At 42.3% G+C, this 22193-nt stretch carries 20 protein-coding genes, 2 tRNA genes and 3 pseudogenes; 14 read left to right on the top strand and 11 right to left on the bottom strand.

What is annotated here, in order from left to right:
- Positions 1–91: 91 nt before the first annotated feature.
- The 5 genes and pseudogenes from F973_RS07710 to F973_RS15595 all read left to right on the top strand — a co-directional run bounded on the left by F973_RS07710 (position 92) and on the right by F973_RS15595 (position 3260).
- Positions 92–1015: a copper resistance protein B gene (locus tag F973_RS07710; RefSeq protein WP_004760989.1), complete on the top strand. Its 924-nt coding sequence runs from the start codon at positions 92–94 to the stop codon at positions 1013–1015.
- Between the two features lie 71 nt (positions 1016–1086).
- A pseudogene (locus tag F973_RS14635) lies at positions 1087–1745 on the top strand (IS256 family transposase); the annotation flags it as partial.
- A gap of 11 nt (positions 1746–1756) precedes the next feature.
- Positions 1757–2233: a helix-turn-helix domain-containing protein gene (locus F973_RS07695; protein ID WP_004760987.1), complete on the top strand. Its 477-nt coding sequence runs from the start codon at positions 1757–1759 to the stop codon at positions 2231–2233.
- Positions 2229–2768 carry an IS630 family transposase gene (locus F973_RS07690; protein ID WP_126038012.1) on the top strand — a complete coding sequence of 180 codons (540 nt, stop codon included), beginning with the start codon at positions 2229–2231 and terminating at the stop codon, positions 2766–2768. Before F973_RS07695 ends, F973_RS07690 begins: the two co-directional genes overlap by 5 nt.
- A 182-nt stretch (positions 2769–2950) precedes the next feature.
- Positions 2951–3260 (top strand): annotated as a pseudogene (locus F973_RS15595) (hypothetical protein).
- A gap of 265 nt (positions 3261–3525) precedes the next feature.
- Here F973_RS15595 and groL read toward each other — a convergent pair.
- The 4 genes from groL to F973_RS07670 all read right to left on the bottom strand — a co-directional run bounded on the left by groL (position 3526) and on the right by F973_RS07670 (position 7374).
- Positions 3526–5160 (bottom strand): chaperonin GroEL, encoded by a 1635-nt coding sequence (gene groL / locus F973_RS07685; RefSeq protein WP_004674885.1) that lies wholly within the window; start codon positions 5158–5160, stop codon positions 3526–3528.
- Between the two features lie 59 nt (positions 5161–5219).
- Entirely contained in the window at positions 5220–5510 is a 291-nt protein-coding gene (locus tag F973_RS07680) for a co-chaperone GroES (protein ID WP_004674886.1), read from the bottom strand.
- A gap of 177 nt (positions 5511–5687) precedes the next feature.
- On the bottom strand, positions 5688–6455 hold the full coding sequence (locus F973_RS07675) for a metallophosphoesterase family protein (protein WP_004755907.1): 768 nt from the start codon (positions 6453–6455) through the stop codon (positions 5688–5690).
- Positions 6436–7374 (bottom strand): diacylglycerol/lipid kinase family protein, encoded by a 939-nt coding sequence (locus F973_RS07670; protein WP_004760986.1) that lies wholly within the window; start codon positions 7372–7374, stop codon positions 6436–6438. The genes F973_RS07675 and F973_RS07670 overlap by 20 nt, the downstream gene beginning before the upstream one ends.
- A 396-nt stretch (positions 7375–7770) precedes the next feature.
- Between F973_RS07670 and F973_RS07665 the strand changes: the two genes are divergently transcribed.
- Positions 7771–9600: a phosphoenolpyruvate carboxykinase (GTP) gene (locus F973_RS07665; protein WP_004760985.1), complete on the top strand. Its 1830-nt coding sequence runs from the start codon at positions 7771–7773 to the stop codon at positions 9598–9600.
- 216 nt (positions 9601–9816) lie between these two features.
- Here the strand turns inward: F973_RS07665 and F973_RS14625 are convergent.
- A pseudogene (locus tag F973_RS14625) lies at positions 9817–10123 on the bottom strand (tyrosine-type recombinase/integrase); the annotation flags it as partial.
- A 288-nt stretch (positions 10124–10411) separates the two neighbouring features.
- Here F973_RS14625 and F973_RS07655 point away from each other — a divergent pair.
- The 5 genes from F973_RS07655 (at position 10412) to F973_RS15455 (ending at position 13236) form a co-directional block, all read left to right on the top strand.
- On the top strand, positions 10412–11464 hold the full coding sequence (locus tag F973_RS07655) for a COG3904 family protein (protein WP_004760983.1): 1053 nt from the start codon (positions 10412–10414) through the stop codon (positions 11462–11464).
- 195 nt (positions 11465–11659) lie between these two features.
- Positions 11660–12088, top strand: a complete 429-nt coding sequence (locus F973_RS07650; protein WP_228127213.1) for a hypothetical protein — start codon at positions 11660–11662, stop codon at positions 12086–12088.
- A 3-nt stretch (positions 12089–12091) separates the two neighbouring features.
- A complete protein-coding gene (locus tag F973_RS07645) occupies positions 12092–12559 on the top strand; it encodes a hypothetical protein (RefSeq protein ID WP_004760980.1) in 468 nt (155 codons plus the stop codon).
- Positions 12560–12628: 69 nt separating this feature from the next.
- Positions 12629–12976: a hypothetical protein gene (locus F973_RS07640; protein ID WP_004760978.1), complete on the top strand. Its 348-nt coding sequence runs from the start codon at positions 12629–12631 to the stop codon at positions 12974–12976.
- 32 nt (positions 12977–13008) lie between these two features.
- Complete coding sequence (locus tag F973_RS15455; RefSeq protein ID WP_228127457.1) at positions 13009–13236, top strand: glyoxalase superfamily protein; 228 nt, start codon at positions 13009–13011, stop codon at positions 13234–13236.
- A gap of 57 nt (positions 13237–13293) precedes the next feature.
- On the opposite strand, the gene glpD is transcribed toward F973_RS15455, so the two are convergent.
- From glpD to glpK, 3 genes are all read right to left on the bottom strand, one after another.
- Positions 13294–14814 carry a glycerol-3-phosphate dehydrogenase gene (gene glpD / locus F973_RS07630; protein ID WP_034432394.1) on the bottom strand — a complete coding sequence of 507 codons (1521 nt, stop codon included), beginning with the start codon at positions 14812–14814 and terminating at the stop codon, positions 13294–13296.
- A 235-nt stretch (positions 14815–15049) separates the two neighbouring features.
- Entirely contained in the window at positions 15050–15808 is a 759-nt protein-coding gene (locus F973_RS07625; protein WP_004674899.1) for a DeoR/GlpR family DNA-binding transcription regulator, read from the bottom strand.
- 54 nt (positions 15809–15862) lie between these two features.
- Positions 15863–17371 (bottom strand): glycerol kinase GlpK, encoded by a 1509-nt coding sequence (glpK, locus tag F973_RS07620; protein WP_004760975.1) that lies wholly within the window; start codon positions 17369–17371, stop codon positions 15863–15865.
- A gap of 265 nt (positions 17372–17636) precedes the next feature.
- Here glpK and F973_RS07610 point away from each other — a divergent pair, with 265 nt between their 5' ends.
- Positions 17637–18059 carry a hypothetical protein gene (locus tag F973_RS07610; protein ID WP_004760974.1) on the top strand — a complete coding sequence of 141 codons (423 nt, stop codon included), beginning with the start codon at positions 17637–17639 and terminating at the stop codon, positions 18057–18059.
- Positions 18060–18113: 54 nt separating this feature from the next.
- On the opposite strand, the gene F973_RS07605 is transcribed toward F973_RS07610, so the two are convergent.
- Both F973_RS07605 and folD read right to left on the bottom strand, forming a co-directional pair.
- Positions 18114–18782 carry a class I SAM-dependent methyltransferase gene (locus tag F973_RS07605; RefSeq protein ID WP_004760972.1) on the bottom strand — a complete coding sequence of 223 codons (669 nt, stop codon included), beginning with the start codon at positions 18780–18782 and terminating at the stop codon, positions 18114–18116.
- A gap of 242 nt (positions 18783–19024) precedes the next feature.
- Complete coding sequence (gene folD / locus F973_RS07600; RefSeq protein ID WP_004760970.1) at positions 19025–19873, bottom strand: bifunctional methylenetetrahydrofolate dehydrogenase/methenyltetrahydrofolate cyclohydrolase FolD; 849 nt, start codon at positions 19871–19873, stop codon at positions 19025–19027.
- Positions 19874–20043: 170 nt separating this feature from the next.
- On the opposite strand from folD, the gene F973_RS07595 reads away from it, so the two are divergent.
- Together F973_RS07595 and F973_RS07590 are read left to right on the top strand one after the other, a co-directional pair.
- A tRNA-Cys gene (locus F973_RS07595) sits at positions 20044–20117 on the top strand.
- Positions 20118–20125: 8 nt separating this feature from the next.
- A tRNA-Leu gene (locus F973_RS07590) sits at positions 20126–20211 on the top strand.
- 125 nt (positions 20212–20336) lie between these two features.
- Here the strand turns inward: F973_RS07590 and F973_RS07585 are convergent.
- On the bottom strand, positions 20337–22097 hold the full coding sequence (locus F973_RS07585) for an alkaline phosphatase D family protein (protein ID WP_004760969.1): 1761 nt from the start codon (positions 22095–22097) through the stop codon (positions 20337–20339).
- Positions 22098–22193 lie beyond the last annotated feature (96 nt).

Below are 22193 nucleotides of genomic sequence, written 5' to 3'. Positions count from 1 at the left end.
ATGAATAAACTCATTGTAGCTCAAGTGGAAGATGGTAATTCTACAAAGACTGTTCCTCAGTCCCAAGTAAATGAGAAGGGAGTAAATCCACATGCCCATCACTAAAAAATTATTTTCAAAAACACTTTTATCAGTTGCTCTAATCGGATTTTCAGGTATAGCTTTTGCAAATGATATTTCTACGGAAAACTTAGACAATGGTTCCCGTGCTTCTACATCTGAGAGTATGAATGTACTTTCAAACGAACCCGGAGGGTTGGGTTACCTTAACCGTAGTTTTTATCAAAATGCCTCTAATAAAAATGATGGAGATAACGGTACTGGGCTTAAAACAGCTTCGGTTAATCAGAGTCATGATAAACATATTAGCGAGCATGGTGGACAAATTTATCAAGTAACAAAATTTGAGAATCAGTGGACTGTGGATGAAGATGGTAATGGTGCTCTGGGTTCTAAAGTTGAAACATTGATAGGAACGGACGAAAATCGTTTATTCCTTAAAGCAAATTTAGATAAGTCAGAAAGCAATGATCCTAAATATGATGTATCTGCACTTTACAGTCGTAATGTAGCACCCTTTTGGGATATACAAGCTGGTGTAAGATATAGTGAAGATAGGAATAACAACAGCAATAGAGTGGATGGCGTTATTGGTATATTAGGATTAGCTCCTTACTTCTTTGAAACTCAGGCTTATTTATACGGTGGTGAAAATAATTTTTGGGGAGCTAGTTTTGACGTGGATCGAGACTTATTACTTACCCAAAAGTTAATTACTCAACCATATATCGAAGCAGATATTGTACTCAATGATAATTCTGACTTTGCTTCTAAGACCGGCTTGTCTGAATTAAAGACTGGTATAAAAACCAGATATGAGATTACTAAAAGGATTAGACCCTTTGTGGATGTTGCATATCAATATGAAAAAGGGTTGAAAGAGACAAGATTCCAACAAGCCACTGACTCAGAAAAAGGCTGGTTGTATGGTGCAGGTATCGAGTTTGTTTTTTGAGACTGTAAATAAAACTGTGTAAACGCTTAAACTATCCCTCAACGCTGTTGGGGGCAACACAGGTGTTTACCATGAAAGATGAAGCAATGCTGGCATTGGCAAAAGAATTTGCCAAGAACTTAAAAACAGAAGCTGACCTGAATAATTTCAGTAAAGCTTTAAAGAAACTCACCGTTGAAACTGCACTCAATGCTGAACTGACAGAACATTTAGGCTATGAGAAGAATAGTCCTCGTATAGGCAAAAATACACGTAATGGCTATACAACCAAACGGCTATTTACTGATGATGGTGAATTTGAACTAGACACGCCTAGAGATCGTGATGGCACTTTTGAGCCCCAGCTGATCAAGAAGATGAGAAGCAGCGCTTCGCAAGGCGTATCACACAAATGGATAGCCAAATCCTATCCCTATACGCCAAAGGCATGACGACACGAGATATTGTTGCCACATTCAAGGAAATGTACGATGCAGACGTCTCTCCAACCTTAATTTCCAGGGTGACCGATGCAGTTAAAGAACAAGTAATAGAATGGCAAAATCGACCATTGGATGCCCTTTATCCTATTGTCTATATGGATTCTATCGTCGTGAAAGTGCGTCAAGATAGTACGATTATTAACAAAGCGGTGTATCTAGCATTAGGTGTCAATACAGACGGACAGAAAGACTTATTAGGTAAGTTTACAAAAACAACTAAACATGCGAAAAGACATTTTTGGTTAAACGATGTTTGCACATGCCACGGATTGTTACCGTCCCACTCAGCTTAGAACAGCGTGCACAACTAATTCTCTTGACCAAGCATGCAGCACATTGGCGTGAAAGACAACGTGCCCAAACCATTCTCTGGCTTTCCGAAGGTAAAACTGTTGCCGAAGTTGCTGCGTTACAAGAGCGTATCCCAGAAACCATAAGGCTACAACGCCGACATTGGGAGCTACATCAGTTTGAATCGATTCAAGAAGGCCATCGCTCAGGCCGTCCCAATACACTGACATCAAACTATCAGGCTCAAATCTTAGAGTGGGTCAACACAAGCCCACTCAATGCAGAACAAATCCGATTCAAACTGCATGAAAAACACGGTGTGTCCGTGTCTGTTGAAACTATTCGCAAGTTTTTGCGAGATTCAGGCATGGTCTTCAAACGCACCCGCCACAGCTTGAAAAAAAAGAGACCCGACCGCATTTGGACAAGCGCAACAGCAGATTGAAGCATTACGTGAGCAAGCGGCACGTGGTGAAATTGTATTGGGCTATGTGGACGAAACAGGATTTTCGGCTACGCCAGATAACCGTTATGCATGGACAAAGATAGGCGATGTTCATGCGGTTGATGCTGTAAGACTAAAGCGAGTTAATGTGATGGGTTGTCTGCTGTCAACAGGTCATCTGATCACCAGTTGCCTACAGGAGTCCGTTAACAGTCGCTGGTTTTATGCCTATTTGATGGGTGTAGCAGCACAGGTGAAACGCAGCTATCAAGTTCCTTTGGTGTTGATTGTTGACAATGCCTCGATTCATCGCAGCAAACAGATGGTAGATTGGCGCAAGCTTCTTGTACAAGAGTATTCAACGACTTTGTATTTTCTACCTGCGTATAGTCCTGAGCTGAATAGAATTGAGATGGTTTGGAAGCAGATGAAGTATAACTGGCGGGATTTTAAGGTGATGAAGGCAGATCAAATAGAGCGTTGGGTTGGGCAGATTTCAAAGGGTTTTGGTAATGAATACATGTTTACTTTTTAGTTGATACTTAAGCAGTCGATGTTGTTATTACCAACAACAAACAAAAGATTATTAACTGATATAATAAAAAAAATAAGTCTTTTTTTTGATTTTTTAAACATATCTCATCTTTTATTTTATTAATTTGATAATCTTCATTTTAAGAGTTTATCTTTTCAACCTATACAAATGGAGAAAATCTAATGATTAAATCTATAGACCTTACAAATACAGAGCGACGTGTATCGACTGCTGAATTTGCATTAAGAATGAATATATCTGAAAAAGAACTATATGATCGAATTATAGTCAAATCATTATAAAACCAATACAACTCAGTCGATGAATTATTTAGAGTTTTTTTCGAATCCTGTATGGATAATAAAGTAGTTTGACTATAAAACTGGTCGCGTGAAAAGACCGATAAAGGATGGACGTAAAAACTTCTGGCTTAATAGCTATGTCCTTACCTGTATTCTAAATGAGGAAAACTCCATTCTTACGTCAAAATGAAATAGATGTTGCTCTAAGTCAAAAACGCCTGATTTTTCTCAGGCGTTTTTTTCAATATTTTCATTCATTCATTCAAGAGTTAAATTCTTATCTAATAAGATCTCTTCTTTTTTAAGAGATTAAAGATCTATAATTAAAAAGGTCACAAATAAAATTTGTGACCTTTTTTGTAACAAACTCATATGTGAGTAACACTATGAGTAAGCTAAATTCTGATATAATAAATTATTTTAAATTACAACAATTTAATATATCAGTGAGTAGTTTACATCATTCCGCCCATACCACCCATTCCGCCCATATCTGGAGCAGCTGGTTTATCTTCTGGGATATCAGTAATCATTGCTTCAGTCGTCAACATCAAGCCAGCAACAGAAGCTGCATGCTCAAGTGCTGAACGGGTTACTTTAGCAGGGTCAAGAATACCCATTTCCAACATATCGCCATATTCACCAGTTGCGGCGTTATAACCGAAGTTACCCTCACCGGCTTTAACAGCGTTGATTACAACAGATGGCTCATCACCCGCATTGGCAACGATCTGACGAAGTGGCGCTTCAATCGCACGGCGTAAAATGTTGATACCTGCTGTTTGGTCTTCATTCGCGCCTTTTAGGCCATCTAATGCATTGACCGCACGTACCAGCGCAACACCACCACCTGCAACAACACCCTCTTCAACTGCGGCACGCGTTGCATGAAGTGCATCATCTACACGATCTTTCTTCTCTTTCATTTCAACTTCAGTTGCAGCACCAATCTTGATGACTGCCACACCACCCGCTAATTTAGCAACACGTTCCTGAAGTTTTTCTTTGTCGTATTCAGAAGTTGATTCTTCGATTTGCGCACGGATCTGTTGAACACGTTCAGCGATTTGTTCAGCATTACCAGCACCATCAACAATTACTGTGTTTTCTTTAGACACCGTGATTTTATGAGCAGTACCTAAATCTTGAAGAGAAGCTTGTTCTAAAGACATACCGACTTCTTCAGAGATTACAGTTGCACCAGTCAAGATTGCGATGTCTTGCAGCATTGCTTTACGGCGGTCACCAAAACCAGGGGCTTTAACCGCACATACTTTGATAATACCGCGCATGTTGTTTACAACAAGTGTAGCAAGCGCTTCGCCTTCAACATCTTCTGCAATGATTAGAAGTGGTTTACCTGTTTTAGCAACCGCTTCCAATACAGTGATCAATTCACGAATATTGCTGATTTTTTTATCCACAAGAAGAATGAACGGATTTTCAAGTTCAGCAGTTAAAGTATCTTGCTTGTTTGCAAAGTATGGAGAGATATAACCACGGTCGAACTGCATACCTTCTACAACGTCTAAAGCGTCTTCGAAGCCAGAACCTTCTTCTACAGTGATCACACCTTCTTTACCCACTTTTTCCATTGCTTGCGCAATCAACTTACCCACAGTGGTGTCAGAGTTTGCAGAGATTGAACCTACTTGTTCAATCGCCTTGAAATCATCAGCAGGTTTTGCATTGGTACGGATATTTTCAACCACAGTTCTCACTGCGATGTCGATACCACGTTTCAAGTCCATTGGGTTCATACCAGCAGTTACTGACTTGATCCCTTCATTTAAAATCGCTTGAGCAAGTACAGTTGCAGTTGTTGTACCATCACCTGCGATGTCATTGGTTTTAGAGGAAACTTCACGAACAAGTTGAGCACCCATGTTTTCAAACTTGTCTTTTAATGAAATTTCTTTCGCAACAGTAACACCATCTTTAGTGATGTGCGGTGCGCCGAAAGAACGGTCAATGACAACGTTACGGCCTTTAGGACCTAAAGTTACTTTTACTGCATCTGCAAGAACGTTTACGCCTGCAATCATTTTTGAGCGAGCTGAATCACCAAATTTTACGTCTTTAGCTGACATATTAAACTCCGAATCTTTTTAAATACTGAATCTGATAATAAATGTGAGTTATGTGTAGATTAGCTTTCAAGCACAGCCAAGATATCTGACTCTTTCATAATCAAGAGTTCTTCACCGTTTACTTTTACAGTTGTTCCCGCATAAGTACCAAACAATACTTTGTCTCCAACTTTAACATCCAAAGCACGTACACCATTGTCAGTGATCTGACCATTGCCCACTGCAATCACCTCACCCTGAGATGGTTTTTCAGCAGCCGAACCTGGAAGTAAAATACCGCCAGCAGTTTTGGTTTCTTCTTCTACACGACGAATCACAACACGATCATGTAATGGACGAATGTTGCTCATAATTAACTCCATCAGACTTAGTCTTTTTTGATAAATTGTTATGACAAGACAAAAGCGCCATAACAAAATTTGATATGCCACTTTTGTGGGGTTAAAAAAAATGGCTTCAAGGGGTAAAAGGAAAAAAATTCTATTTCTAGATGTTTTTTTAAACACAAGAAATCATGAAATGCTGTATTAAACACTTTCTGGGGATTGAACAAATATTTTTAACTTTTCATCAAACCAATAATGCTCAATCTTGCCATTCCCTAAAATAACATTAAAACCATTGGTTGAGTCATGGTGTAAACGGCTCGAAATTGCAGTGCCTGCATGAATGTCATAGATAGGATGATTGACATTCAACTGATAAATCTTTGTGAGATCATATACTGCTGTTTGATGTAAATGCCCATGCAACAAGCCAAACAGTCCCGTTTCGCCCCAGCGTTCCAAAGCAATCTTCCCTAAAACAGGACAATCCTTATCATCACGCTGATCAGGAGATATATAGAAAGGCTGATGAAAAACCACCAGCTTTATTTTATTTGAGGGCACATTGTTTAACTTTTCATAGGTTTCATGGATTTGTTCCATGGAAATATGTCCCCGCGTGTGGTAACGCCGCCGAATACTGTTTACCCCCACAATATAAAAATGCTCAGTTTCCAGCGTTGTTTCCAGGCGACCAAAAAATGCCTGATACAATACAAAAGGGGAGAAAAATCGGTTCCAGACCTGATAAAGGGGGATATCATGATTTCCTGGCACCACCAAATAAGGCAATGACAGGGAATCCAGAAATTTTCGGCAGGCATAGAACTGCTTAAAGCGGGCACGCTGGGTTAAGTCACCACTCACCACAATCGCTTCTGGACGATGTTGCTGGCAAAACTGCTGTATGGCCTGAATACATACTTCTCTTTCAGTGCCAAAGTGTAAATCAGACAGATGCAACAGCATTTGGCGCCATTACCTTTAAAGCAGATTTTTCAACTGCGAATTTTAGCGGTGTCTGCATTTCCATCAGTTCTCCATCCACGGCCACAGTGAGCTTTTTCTTTTTACACTCTACCTGAATCTGTTCAGCACAGAATGAATAAACATCAGAAGCCTGATCAATTTTCCCCTGAATCAGTGTCCATAACATTTTCAGCAAACTTAACCGATCACTTTTAGCCACCACCACCCCTGCCAGCTTTCCATTGGCAGCACATTCCGCAATCCTCAGCTTCATGTCGCTGAGTTGAAGCTGGTTGTTGCCAAAGAAAACCAGCGGTGTTGCAACAGGATATTTTTGGCCATCTACAATGACCGTCAGTTTTAATGATTTGTGTTCACGCAACAGCACATCCAAACCCGATGTATAGGCATTCAAGGGGAAACGGCCGAAACGCTGGTTATATAATTCACGTTTTTTTATAAATAAGGGATATAAACCCAGACTAGCATTATTCAGGTAAATCTGGTCATTCAGGGTGGCAACATGAACCTTATGTTCAATGCCTGTGGCAATCACCTCCGCAGCCAGCCCCAGATCAATGGGGATATTCAGGGCGCGGGCAACATAATTAAATGTCCCTAATGGCATGATTCCCATTGGAATATCGGTATGCATCAATTTTTTGGCAACCGCATTCAAGGTGCCATCCCCTCCTGCCGCCACCACAACACCACGCGAATCAGCCTGCTGATGTCTGGAGAGTACCGATGTCATCATTTCATCAAAGCTAAGCTGCTGATTTAACTCAAAAACTTGGATTTCAAACCCATATTGTGTCCAGAATGTCATAAGACGTTCATATTGCTCATCTTGTTGTGCTGCATGAAAACCTGATTTTTGATTATAAATGAGGGATAAAGGCCGTAAATTTTGACTCATACAACTTAACCTGAATAAAGTTAACAATCTTATTTTTGTTTACAAAATCAACAAATAAAAGCTTCTTTATGTAAATTTTTAATGCACCTCATTCATATAACCAATAATAATTCTCAAAAAATCACAATATTTTAAGATATTGTTTTCCAATATAATTTTAAATAAAAATAACACATATAAAAAATCAAAATAATGAATAGAAAAATGATCAAACCAATTAAAAACAACTACCTATCTATAAATATACATGCTTGCATTAACCGATTCTGACATTCTTTAGTCTTATTTTTTTTATGATTTTATGCTTTAATACAGCCACTTTTTTTACTTCATCTATCTTACTGTCATCCAGTAAATGGAACTTGTACGTTGTACACACTTTAAAAAGGCATCACCATGACCCAAGTGAACGCACCAGAATTCGTTCGTCACCCTAAGCTAATTGCATGGGTGGAAGAAATTGCAAAACTAACCAAGCCAGCAAAAATCGAATGGTGTGACGGCAGCGAAGAAGAATATCAACGTCTGATCGACTTGATGATCGCTAACGGCACCATGCAAAAACTTAACCAAGAAAAACATCCTGGTTCTTATCTTGCAAATTCTGACCCTTCTGACGTGGCTCGTGTTGAAGATCGCACTTATATCTGCTCTCAAAACAAAGAAGATGCTGGGGCAACCAACAACTGGGTTGATCCTGCGGAAATGCGTGCAAAATTAAATGGATTATTTGACGGTGCAATGGAAGGCCGTACCATGTATGTGGTTCCGTTCTCAATGGGACCTTTAGGCAGCCATATTGCCCACATTGGTATTGAATTAACAGACTCACCTTACGTTGCGGTTAGCATGACCAAAATGGCGCGTATGGGTAAGGCAGTTTATGATGTGTTGGGCACAGATGGCGAGTTTATCCCATGTGTACACACTGTTGCAGCACCATTAAAAGATGGCCAGAAAGACGTTGCCTGGCCTTGCAACCCTGAAAAATATATCGTGCACTATCCAGAAACCCGTGAAATCTGGTCTTATGGTTCAGGTTACGGCGGTAATGCATTATTGGGCAAAAAATGCCTTGCATTACGTATCGCATCAGTCATGGGCCGTGAACAAGGCTGGCTGGCTGAACACATGTTGATTTTAGGCGTGACCAATCCACAGGGCGAAAAACATTACATCGCGGCGGCATTCCCATCTGCATGTGGTAAAACCAACTTTGCAATGTTGATTCCACCAGCAGGTTATGAAGGCTGGAAGATTGAAACTGTAGGTGACGATATTGCATGGATCAAGCCAGGTGAAGATGGTCGCCTATATGCAATCAACCCAGAAGCTGGTTTCTTCGGTGTTGCCCCAGGTACAAACACCAAGACTAACCCGAACTGTATGGCTACCCTGCATAAAGACGTAATCTATACCAACGTTGCTGTAACTGACAACGGTGAAATCTGGTGGGAAGGTCTTTCCAAGGAAGTTCCAGCGAACTTGACCAACTGGAAAGGTCAGCCACATACAGGTGAAGATAAAGCGGCACATCCAAACGCCCGTTTCACCGTTGCTGCTGGTCAATGTCCATCTATTGACGCTGACTGGGAAAATCCAGCAGGTGTTCCAATTTCTGCGTTTATCTTCGGTGGTCGCCGTGCAGACACTGTGCCTTTGGTATCAGAAGCATTTGACTGGGTGGATGGTGTTTATAAAGCGGCAACCATGGGTTCTGAAACCACTGCTGCTGCTGTTGGTCAACAAGGTATTGTACGCCGTGACCCATTTGCAATGCTTCCATTTGCTGGTTATAACATGGCTGACTACTTTGGCCACTGGTTACAATTAGGTAAAGAAGTGGGTGCAAAAGCTGAAGCTGCTGGTAACAAATTACCAAAAATCTTCAATGTAAACTGGTTCCGCCGTGATGTTGAAGGCAACTTTGTATGGCCTGGTTTCGGTCAGAACATGCGTGTGCTTGAGTGGATCATTGACCGTTGCGAAGGTCGTGCAGAAGCGACTGAAACACCAATCGGTCTGGTTCCTACTTATGAGCAGTTAAACTGGGAAGGTATCGATTTCTCTAAAGAGCAATTCGACACAGTAACCACTCAGGACAAAGATCAATGGATCAAAGAGCTTGAAAGCCACACTGAGTTATTTACCAAACTGGGTGATCGCTTGCCTCAGGCACTTAAAGATCGTCAGGCTGAGTTATTAAACGCGGTTAAATCTGCTTAATAATTAAAAATACAAAAGGTCGCTTCGGCGGCCTTTTTTATTTGGAGGATTTAGTAACGAGGTAAAAAAGTGTTTGGCATTTTCACTCGCCAAGGCTTTGGGATAGCAGGTACATACCAAACGTCATAGCGCGAGACCAATAACACTAGAATTATAGTTTAGATGCGTTGTTTACCGTTAAAACAATGGCTTGAGGAAAGGAGACTCATGATCTTCTCAAAATGAATCTAATGGACTTTGCACACCCAAACCACCACGATTAAGCATGTGGGTATAGATCATTGTGGTTTTGACATCAGTGCCCCAATAACTCTTGTACAGTGCGGATGTCATAGCCGTTTCGCAAAATTTGTGTGGCAAAACTATGCCTCAACGTATGCAGTGTAGCAAATTTTGTGATATGCGCTTGCTGCACAGCAATTTTGAATGCGCGTTGCAAACCTTGATGATAAATATGATGCCGTCTAAAAATTCCTGTCCTTGGATCAGTGGATTCATTAGATGCGGGAAATACCCAAAACCAAGATAAATGACATAGCGTTTTATCCAGCCACAATAGGCTTGTTCAGTCCGATAACTCATGTGCTTATAACGTATACGCTGCCTGACTAAATCAAGAAGTTTGGGTTGTTGAACTGACATGTTATTATCCTTGTTATTTTTATGATTTAATGATAGTCTTTAGTTGAAATAAATCAATATTATTTTGTTTAATACTTTATAAATAGGCGTCTTATGCAGCAAGTTTTAGCATCTTATGTGTCACCTCTGCCGCATAAGAGTAGTTAGGCCGCAGGGGAGATGCCACGAGATGTTTCGTTTACTAATCCTAGCCCTCGCATTGGTCGGCCCTGCCTATGCAGATGAGCCGATGCAATTCCAGATTGCTCCTGAGACGCCTGAGAACAGTCTCTTCCGGGTTGCACTAAACGGCGGTCAGTATGAAATATTTGCCTCGGGTGAGATCGATTCAGGTGCTGCCGAGCGATTTAGAGAGTTCGTCGCAACAAACTCGATCAAAGATGCAATTGTGTTGTTCGACTCCCCCGGTGGCTCACTATCCGGAGGGATAAGCCTTGGCAAGGCAATTCGCTCTATGCACTTCAACACGGGCATAGGCTCATATGGCCCAAAAGGCAGGCGTCTATATCAAGGCATGTGCGCGAGCTCTTGCGCCTATGCATTCGCGGGGGGCGAGTATCGCTTCTATTACGGCGATAAAGAGAAGCTCGGGATACACCAGTTCTACTCGTCTGGCGGCAACCAAGCCGACATGGGAGACACGCAACTTGTCAGTTCGGTTCTTGTCGATTACCTACAGTCCATGGGAGTCGATCCGCAGGCATTCGTCGTTGCAAGCACTGCTCGCGGTGACTCGATGTTCTGGCTGACCGCAGATCAGTCCATCTCACTGGGGCTCTCAAACAACGGGGCCAACCCAACTGTGGCCGAGATCAAGATGGCTGGATCAAGTCCGTACCTAAAGTTAGAGCAGAGCGTCAGCGATGTAACAACCAGGATCTTGTTTGGCTGCGAGAACAACCGCATCACCTTGCTTGCAGGCATTGTAACTACTCCCGACCTGTCAAGAGAAAAGCAATCGAGCTTGGCCAGGAACTACTTAGAAACAGATACTGGCGAACTGTTGGTTGCGCAGGGTCGGTCTGGGAGTAGCGCAGTTGATAGTGTGCTTTGGCTACAGCGCTTACCATCTAACTCCGATCTTCTGAACCTACTCAAGACCAATCAACTTGGCATCTGGACAGAGAACGGTGGTTCGATGAGATGGGGAGCCACTATAGATATCCGTCCTGCGAGGCAAAAGATGGCTTACTTCATCAAGAATTGCTTGCAAGATCACTAGGCTGCGGCCTAACAATTCGTTCAAGCCGAACTTGCTTCGCTACACCAACAACATGGCAGAAAGAGCTTGCCATGTTGTTGGCTCCGCTACGCAAGTCGGCTTAACTCAGGCGTTATGCTTCTTGGAGAGATTATGAGTAATTTGAAATTGATATTAGTGTCATCCTTGTTGATGATAACGGGATGTTCCTCGCAGATGGCTATTACATATGATTCCTATCCTAAAGGTGCTCAGGTCATTGATAGCTCAGGAACTGTTAGGGGGTATGCCCCAGTAACATTCTATATCAATCCGACCAAGGAAGATAAAGAGCGAGGGTATGCATATACTTGGGATATATGGATGAAGTGGGTATCAGGTGCGACTGAAAAGGTAAATTCTGGCAGAGTTGGTGTAGGACAAAATTGGGTTTACACAATCAATAGGCCAAGCAGTGCACCTAATGCACAAGCTGATCATTCATTTGCATTACAGTTACAGCAGAATCGACTAATGAATCAGGTTTTGCAAAACACCCAGGCAATTCAAGCTGAACAAGATCGAGTAAAACAACAAAAGCAAACTGAAGACAACACTCAATATCTCTGTAATCTTGGATTACTCAACCATCCGGGCTGTAAATAACTAATGTTTACATATGAATATCTATTTGAAATTCCAGTATATAGAATCGACGAAAAATCATACTACGATCAAATGAAGAGCCACATATCCGAGATAAATGGCAAGAATCAGCATCCCATGGACGAGGGGTACCTGAAAAAACAATATGGTGGGGACTGGAAGTACAACGAAATAATAGGTTTTCTACGTTTTTATCGTTACGGCTCAAACCAAATTAGATGCGAGTATTGGGAGACCGATGCAAAGAAAAAGGTTCGTACTCGAAGAAAACAGTTTGAGAAAATATCTGACAGCTTTTGTCGTGAACCATTCTCAAAGTCAGCAGTAAACTCGGTCCTTTCCCAAACAATGAAAAATGCCGTAGAACATTGTGAGGCCATCCTTAAGAAGAAAAAGAGAAAATTAGATAGGCAGTTATTTGATAGCACCGTTGACCATGTAGACTGGAAGTCACTTCTAAACAAAGCATAACAAGGTACTGCTACGGAAAATTTACTCGCTGGCGCTCCTAAGTTTCCGCAGAGCACGGCGTTAGGCAGCATGACGAACATCCTCGATACTCTTTACAAAATCTGCCTGCACCCCAGACCAGATGACGAGTTCATTAACCGATTTTCGAAAGTGATCGATGTCTATTCAATTGCAGAAAAATCAGAACTTGTTGACTCTCTTGCCAGGTTTATCGCGGAAAAATTCTTATCTGGTGAAGGGTCGTTCGAAGAAACAGACGTGGCTATAAACAATCTTGCTGGCTATGCAATCTGCAACAACCGAATCCCCGAGTTTATGTGGGGGGTGTACATGGCGTTTGATGATGCTGAACTTGGATCAGACGGTCAACAGCGCTTAGCTTCCAATCTCCGCCATGCGCTAGGGCCTGCTGCCTAACTCAGGTGTTATGCAACCAAAGGAAACAAAAAATGGCATTTACCAGAATAGCCCCTCTTATAAGAATATTTGATGAAAACAAAGCCAAAGAATTTTATGTTGAATTTTTGGGGTTCAATATCGACTTTGAACATCGGGACTCCGATGACGCGCCTCTTTACATGCAGGTATCAAATTACTTTCACGAATGCCATCAGTACCTAACATTCGTCCCCAAAAAAAGCACCCCTTCCACTCCATTAGTACGCCACCTGAGTTAGTCGAACTCAGGTGACGTAGATAACCGTTATTTTAAAGACAGTATACTATACGATTTTTTAAGCCGCATGTGGCGATTGCTGCTTAGCAGCCAAATAAGCATCTAAAGCCAGCTCTTCACTCGGCTTAAAGCTCAAGCCCAACTTAGAACGTCTCCACAGCACATCCTGAGTGCTTGTTACCCATTCAAAGCGACATAAATAATCCACTTCTTTGGCATACAAGCCCTGACCAAAATGTTTTCCGAGTTGGTCAACCGATGTTATTTCACCCAATATATTCCAGATCCGTGAACCATAAGTCGATGCCCAGCGTTTTGCCAATGCTTCTGGAGCATCCGTGATTTGTGCACGGATTTCCTGTATCAACTGTTCAACAGAATGCATATTTTCACCGCCAGGCAATGCCTCTGTCGCAGTCCAGCTTCCCTGCATCTCAGGGAAAAATGCCTTGAGCTGTTGCATGGCAGATTCAGCCAATTTACGATATGTTGTTAATTTTCCACCAAATACGGAAAGTAATGGTGCCTGCCCTTTCTCACCTTTGGACAAGGCCAAAGTATAGTCACGGGTAATGGCTGATGGATTATCCGATTCATCATCACACAGAGGACGCACACCCGCAAAAGTCCAAATGATGTCCTGTTGGGTGAGTTGTTTTTTGAAATGGGCATTGCTCACTTCAATCAGGTAATCAATCTCTTCCTGAGTAATTTTCACCTGTGCTGGATCACCCTGATATTCACGGTCTGTGGTGCCAATCATGGTGTATTGGTCCAGATATGGAATGGCAAACACAATACGGCGGTCATCATTCTGCATAATAAAGGCTTTGTCACATTCATACAGCTTCGGCACAATAATATGACTGCCCTGAATCAGGCGGATACCATAAGGAGATTTAAGCTGCAAATCCTGCTTGATAAATTGCGCAACCCAAGGTCCTGCCGCATTAACCAAGGCTTTCGCCTTAATCTGGAATTGACCATGCTCATTTTCCAGATCGACCAGCCAATATTGCCCATCACGTTGTGCAGAAAGACAACGGGTTCGGGTCACTACATCAGCCCCTTTCTCACGGGCATGCATGGCGTTTAAAACCACCAGACGAGAGTCATCCACAGCACAGTCTGAATATTCAAAACCACGGGTAATAGCAGAGTTTAGCGGGCTATCTTCTTTAAAATAAACATTGTTTGAACCCAACAGCTTTTCACGTTTACCCAAATGGTCATAAAAGAACAAACCTGTACGAATCAACCATGCGGGACGTAAATGCGGACGATGCGGCATGATAAAACGCATTGGGCGGATAATGTGCGGTGCTTTAGCCAACAAGACTTCACGTTCAGCCAATGCTTCACGTACCAAACGAAATTCTTTATGTTCGAGATAACGTAGACCACCATGAATCAGCTTACTGCTGGCAGAGGAGGTATGGCTTGCCAAATCATCTTTTTCACATAAGAATACGGATAAACCACGTCCTGACGCATCAGCAGCGATACCAACACCGTTAATACCGCCACCAATAACAGCAAGGTCATAGATTTTGTCATTTGACTGAGGAGAAGTTTGCATATTATCACCGCAAATTTTCATTATTTTTCGATAATGAAAATTTAAACATATAAAATGAAAATAAACAATAAATTTTGTGCAAAAAAAATGCCAAATTATTGGCATTTTTAACAAATGAATAAAAAAGAAATTGATTATGAAATGGATGATAAATGCTTTAGGTCAATTTTCGAATCATAGAAACAAACTGTGTTTGACCACTAAAGAGATATAAAACAAAGCATTTAATGAAAAATTATTGAGCAACAACCAAATTCACACCTAAATCATGAATGGTTTTTAGATATTGCTCATTGGGTTGCTGATCAGTAAAGATACTATCTACTTGCTTCAATGAACCCAGACGGATCATGGCATTACGGCCAAACTTGCTACTATCCGCCGCCAAGAAAACCTGACGTGCACTTGAGAGGATTTCCTGTGACACACACACTTCCTGAAAGTCAAAATCCAGCAAAGTGCCATCCTCATCAATACCACTAATCCCAATCAGCGCATAATCCGCCTTAAACTGCTTAAAGAAATCAGCCGTTGCCTGACCAATCACTCCACCATCAGGGCGAACTCGACCACTGGCAATCAGTACTTCAAAATCCTCCTTGGTGCTGAGAATTTTGGCCACATTCAGGTTATTGGTAATGATCTTCAGCCCAGTATGGTTGAGCAAGGCATGGGCAATCGATTCCGTGGTCGTTCCAATATTAATGAATAATGACGCATGGTCAGGTACAGCAGCAGCCACCGCCTCTGCAATCCTGAGCTTTTCTTCAAGCATATAGCCGACACGCATCGTATATTCGGTATTTTCAACACTGGAATCATGTGCGGCCCCACCATGATAGCGGCGCAACAAGCCCTCATCCGCCAACTGATTAATATCACGGCGGATGGTTTGGGGGGTGACATCAAAATATTGAGCAAGCTCTTCAATACTGATATAGCCACGCTCTCTCACCAGTTCGAGGGTTTTTTGTTGGCGTAGGATCAAGCTCATGCTCATCCATCCTAAGTTATTTTAAATTACGAATGGCGTTATTTTACCTTAATTTTAAGCCCAGTCACGTGTACGTCCCACAGCTTTCAACCAACCTTGATAAAGTTTTTCGGTTTCATCCTGACTACACGCGGGTGTAAATGTTCGCTCAATGGTCATTCTGCTCTTCAATTCATTCAAATCAGACCAGAAACCAACGGCTAAACCTGCCAGGAATGCCGCCCCCATACCTGTGGTCTCTTTCATGGCTGGACGTTCAACCAAAGTCGATAAAATATCCGCCTGAAACTGCATAAGGAAGTTATTTGCGGTAACACCACCATCTACACGAAGTGTACGTAACTTCTCACCCGAATCCTGCTGCATGGCATCCAGCACATCACGGGTTTGATAAGCAATGGATTCCAGCGTTGCACGAATAATATGCTCAATACTCACGCCACGGGTAATTCCCAGAATCGCACCACGGGCGGTTGGGTCCCAATATGGCGCACCCAACCCCGTAAATGCAGGAACGACATAAACGCCATTACTGTCTTTCACTTTGGTTGCGTAATATTCCGAGTCATGCGAGTCGTTAATGGCCTTTAATTCATCACGCAGCCATTGCACACATGAACCACCATTAAATACCGCACCTTCGAGGGCATAGTTCACTTCACCTCGTGGCCCACATGCAATCGTGGTGAGTAAACCATGTTCAGATTGAACAATACGTTTACCTGTATTCATAAGCAGGAAACAGCCTGTACCGTAGGTATTTTTTGCCTGTCCCGCCTCAACACACATTTGACCGAACAAAGCCGCCTGTTGATCCCCTGCAATTCCCGCAATTGGAATCCCAATTTCCTGACCACTGATGGTATGGGTATGCCCATATATTTCAGAAGAAGTACGCACCTCAGGCAACATGGCTTTAGGAATATTCAAGGCTTCAAGCAGCTTATCATCCCATTGCAATGTTTCAATATTAAACAGCATGGTACGTGAGGCATTGGTATAGTCAGTTACATGCGCCTGACCATTGGTCAGTTTCCAGATCAACCAGGTATCCACTGTACCAAACAACAGCTCGCCACGTTCTGCCCGCTCTCGACTGCCCTCTACCTGGTCAAGAATCCACTTGATCTTGGTTGCCGAAAAATATGGGTCAATCACCAGTCCAGTGACCTTACGTACATACTCATCCCAGCCGTCCTGACGAAGCTGGTTGCAGATTTCATTACTTTGGCGGCTCTGCCATACAATCGCGTTATAAATCGGTTTACCTGTTTTTTTATCCCAGATAATTGTGGTTTCACGCTGGTTAGTGATGCCAATCGCGGCAATCTGGTCGCTTGAAATACTTGCCTGTGCTAAAGCCTCAACCCACACCGCACTTTGCGTTGCCCAGATTTCCATTGGGTCATGCTCAACCCAGCCTGGTTGTGGGTAGATTTGGGTAAACTCACGCTGGGCAATCGTAATAACATTTGCATCGTGATCCAACACGATTGCACGTGAACTGGTTGTACCCTGGTCAAATGCAACCACATATTTTTTTTGACTATCTGTAGAGATCATGGCATACCTATTCAGAATTGCCTTATGTATCAAAGCAATAAATGAAATACCTATTAAAAAAATGGGCCTCAACACTGCGATACAGCAACAACTTGTATATAAAAATAAAAAACTTGCACGATTATATGCAAAGTTGTTCGAAAACGAAAATTCTTTCTCTTATTTTGAACCCAAATCATGATGAACAGCGTGAGTTTTAAAGATTCGCCACAATACAAAATCTAATTTATGCGATACTAAGACTAGAAATAATAGGATCACTAATATGAAAAAAACTAATTTATTGATTATTGTGAGCGGTACACTTCTGGTTGCGGCATGTCAAAGCACTCCACATCAGTACAATGGTGTGACAGGTTATGAAATTGAAAATAAAACGGCAACTTCGGCAACACTAGTCTATACCTTGGCAGCACGTGGCAACAGTGAGGTTGATGAGAAAAAACTACAGCATGCCTGTAAACAAGTGTTAGGGATGGAAAAAACCTACAAAATTTCGATACTCAACGTCAATGAAATTATGAACCCAACCAAACAGGAACAATATGGGGTGCAACTTGGCAACAGCCGTGCAACTTTTGGTCTATCCAACTCACCTGATTTAAACAACACTGAGGGCTACGCAACACGTCAGGCACTGGAAACACGCCCAACCACACTGAAAGTGGTTCGCTATACCTGCTCATAATGGTTAAAAATAAGGTGGTTGATTTAAACCACCTTAGCTTTATCTGCGTACTTATTATAAGGTCTTATAAAAACTGACATTGCGAAACTCTTTGGCTTCATCCAGATCAGGCCAGGTGGTTGCGCTGCGCTCATCAATCTTCATATATTTAGGGTGACTAAAGTTTTTAACCCGACTATCCGCTACCCAGACTTCTGGTGCGAATTTTAAAAACTCATCCAGAAAAAAGCGGTTACACTGATCGTAAAGCACATCCGCAGCCAGCAACACATCTACCTGTTCCGACTTGTACAAATCATCCAGATACTCAAGCTCGACATTATTTAACAAAGCATTTTCGCGACATGATTCGAGGCTGACCTGATCAATATCACAGCAGATGACCCGCTTTGCCCCAGCCAATTTTGCGGCAATGGCAACCACGCCTGAACCCGCCCCAAAATCCAGCACCACCTTGTCTTTAACATAATGCGGCTCTGCCAATAACCATTGCGCCATTGCCAAACCTGAGGCCCAGCAGAAAATCCAGTATGGCGTTTCATTCCAGATACGGCGAATGACTTCATCATCCAGACGCTCAGTTGGGAAAACAGGTGGAATCAGCCATAGGGAAATTGGCGTTTCAGGAAGCTGTTGCGCCAATAAATCTGTATTTGGAATAACTTCATGCAAAGCTTTCAGCAATTGCGCAGGTGCTTTGGCAAATTGAAAAGTACAGCTCATATTTCTTTAATTCTATACAATCCCCCTCTTTCATAAAGCATAGGTATCTACATATCTGTAACCCCCTCCTAACTCCCCCCCTTAAAAAGGTGGAGGAACATCATTTGAATCAAGACCTTATAAGATTCACAGGAAGTCTCCCCTTTTAAAGGGGAGATTTAGAGGGGTTAAAAATCAGATAAATCAACATATTAAAACTTGTGTAGACACTTATATTCATAAAGAGAGGGTTAGGGGGGAATTTAATCCAAAGCTTTTTCAGCGGCTTCAACGGTCTGACGAATCAATGTGGTAATCGTCATAGGGCCAACACCGCCTGGCACTGGTGTATAGGCAGATGCAACTTCTTCAATTCCAACAAGTTGAATATCACCTACACCGCCGCCATCACGAGGATGGAAACCAGCATCAACCACAACCGCACCTTGCTTGATCCAGTCTTTCTGAATCAGTTCAGCCTTACCGACTGCACCGACAATAATATCTGCCTGTTTAACCAGCTCAGCAAGATTCTGGGTACGTGAATGGCAAATTGTCACTGTCGCATTGGCCTGTAATAGCATCATCGCCATTGGTTTACCTAAAATCGCTGAGCGACCCACCACAACCGCATGTTTACCTGCGATTTCAATGTTGTTTTCCTGCAAAATGGTCATGATGCCTGCTGGCGTCGCTGAGCCATAAGCAGACTCACCCATTGCCATACGACCAAAACCAAGGCAAGTTACCCCATCCACATCTTTTTCTAGTGAAATAGCATCAAAACATGCGCGTTCATCAATCTGTTCAGGAACTGGGTGCTGCAACAAGATGCCATGCACATCAGGATTGGCATTCAGTTTTTCAATTTCAGACAGAAGTTGCGCTGTGGTGGTCTCTTTCGGTAATTCGATTTTAAGTGAGTCCATTCCCACACGACGGCAAGCATTGCCTTTCATGCGTACATAAGTTGCAGATGCACCATCATCCCCGACAAGGATGGTTGCCAAAATTGGGGTACGCCCCGTTTTTGCTTTTAATGCCTCTACACGTACCAACAAATCCGCCTCGATTTGTTTTGCCAATGCACGACCGTCTAAAACCAATGCCACAGCGTATCTCCCAAGTGAGTATAAGTAAGTGCTTACTAATCAGATAAGTATGCAAATGATACATGATAATTTGTCCAATATGCTTTTAGATGTTGTTTTTATGTGCATATTCACCCGAAACACTATTGTTTTTTTCCTAAAGATTGCTAATATGTGCATCACCAAGAGATGGCGGGGTGGCAGAGTGGTCATGCAGCGGACTGCAACTCCGTGTACGCCGGTTCGATTCCGACCTCCGCCTCCATTGGTAAAGCCCGAGTGGTGAAATCGGTAGACACAGGGGATTTAAAATCCCCCGCCCACAAAGCGTGCCAGTTCGAGTCTGGCCTCGGGCACCATTTTTCAGCAAATGAAATATGGTGCTAAAAATTCCAGCTTAATGCTGGTTTTTTTATGTCTGAAAATATTTGCAATAAAAATAAAAAAAGCCAAACAGAATGGTTTGGCCTCTACTGAAATAGGATTACGCTACTTGTTGCGCTGTTTTCATTGGCAATAAATTCACATCCAAACTCAACTGATGCTGTCTGGCTGTATCAACACTATATTCAGGCTTCTTGATTGAATCCACATAAACCCACTGTGACTGTACCTGTGCTTCATCAAATTGAACAATTAAATAACCTCTTTGATTTAAGTTGCAATAGTTCAGCTCATCAATCAAGGTGGTAAACGCAAATTCAAACTGTTGCAACTGAGCCAATGGGATATTTAAATATTTTTCCAAACCTGGCGAAGAAACTGAACTGGTTGCCAGCTCAACACCAACAAACACACCATCCTTGCTATATAGATTGGATGACCATGCATTATGGGTGTCCCCTGCAAGTACAACAACTTTTTTCTTTAATTGTGCCAAAGTGCCATACAGAATCTCACGCTCTGCAAAATAACCATCCCAGGCATCCAGATTATAAGGTGCAACGCTGAGAACGCGGGCTTTTTCCTGACTGGTTAAGCTCGGATCACCTTGCTTTAAACGCATCTTTAAGGTGACTAGCTCAGTAATTTGCATATTCATTTTATTTAAGGTGTCGGCAGTTGGATTGCCTGAAGTTATTTCTGCCAATGAAAGCAACAATTCAGCTGGAACCAGCATTTTTGTCATTAAAATCTGCTGCCCCAGTACATTCCATGTGGATGTCGATTGCTGTAGTTTTCCAAGTAACCAATCACGCTGCGTATAACCCATTAAGGTACGTGCTGGATTGGTTAAATCTGCCTGAAACTTTGCAATATCCAAACCATTCGCTGTCATATAGTTGGCATAGTCCAACTGCTCATCACGGGCGATAATCCGAGTATCAAGCATAGTCAGTTGCACCAGCTTGCCAAAATCAAACTGGCGATAAATCTTGAGATGTTGTTCATCTATTGGGCGAATTGGCATCCATTCAAAATAAGCCTGTAAAGCTGCCAGTTTACGCTCCATGAACGGCCCCTCACTGGCCTGATGATTCTCTGCTCCACCTCGCCATGTGTCATTGGCCAATTCATGGTCATCCCAAATCACGATAAATGGATGACGTTGATGCAATGCCTGCAAGTCCTTGTCTTTACGGTATAAAGCATAACGCTTGCGGTAGTCATCCAGTTTAATAATTTCTTTATTGTTATCAGCCGCCAGTGTTCGTCCTAATTTTTCCGCATCTTCCGCCGCATAGCCATCCGCACCATATTCATAAATATAGTCACCGAGATGAATGACCACATCCACATTTTGCTTCGCCATTTCCCGATACACATAGAAATAACCTGCTGGATAATTTGAGCATGAACATACCGCAAAACTGACTTTTGAGGTGCTGGTTGCTAAGGTTTTAGTTTGACCAACTGGAGAAATCTTGTCACCAAAGATAAAGCGATAGAAATAACGCTGGTCTGGTTTTAAACCCGTGACATCCACCTTGACGGTAAAATCTTGCGATGCCGAGGTAAGGACTTTATCGGTTTTAATGATTTGCTTAAATTGATTATCTAGTGCAATTTCCCAACTTACCTGTAAACGAGCACTGGCATCATTCGGTGTCAGGCGTGTCCATAAAATCACGCGATCCTGCAATGGATCACCACTTGCCACACCATGTTCAAAATTCACCTGAAGTGTTGCCGTTTCTTGGTCTGAACTGTCATTACATCCTGTAAAACCAGTGGAGAGGGACAATGCCCCGAAACCGAATAAGCTTTTTTGAATGAGTTCCCGCCGTGAAATTTTAGCTGTCATTTGATGGCTACCTTAGCTTTTATCGCAATAAATGAATAAAGCTAATGGACATACATGAAGCTTTAATCTCAGTTTGATGAAAGAATTATGAAAACA

Origin of the sequence: Acinetobacter sp. CIP 102129, assembly GCF_000368305.1 — a bacterium.
GTDB classification, from domain to species: domain Bacteria; phylum Pseudomonadota; class Gammaproteobacteria; order Pseudomonadales; family Moraxellaceae; genus Acinetobacter; species Acinetobacter parvus.
The sequence above is the reverse complement of the archived record's forward strand: the minus strand, read 5'-3'. Positions and strand labels throughout refer to the sequence as shown.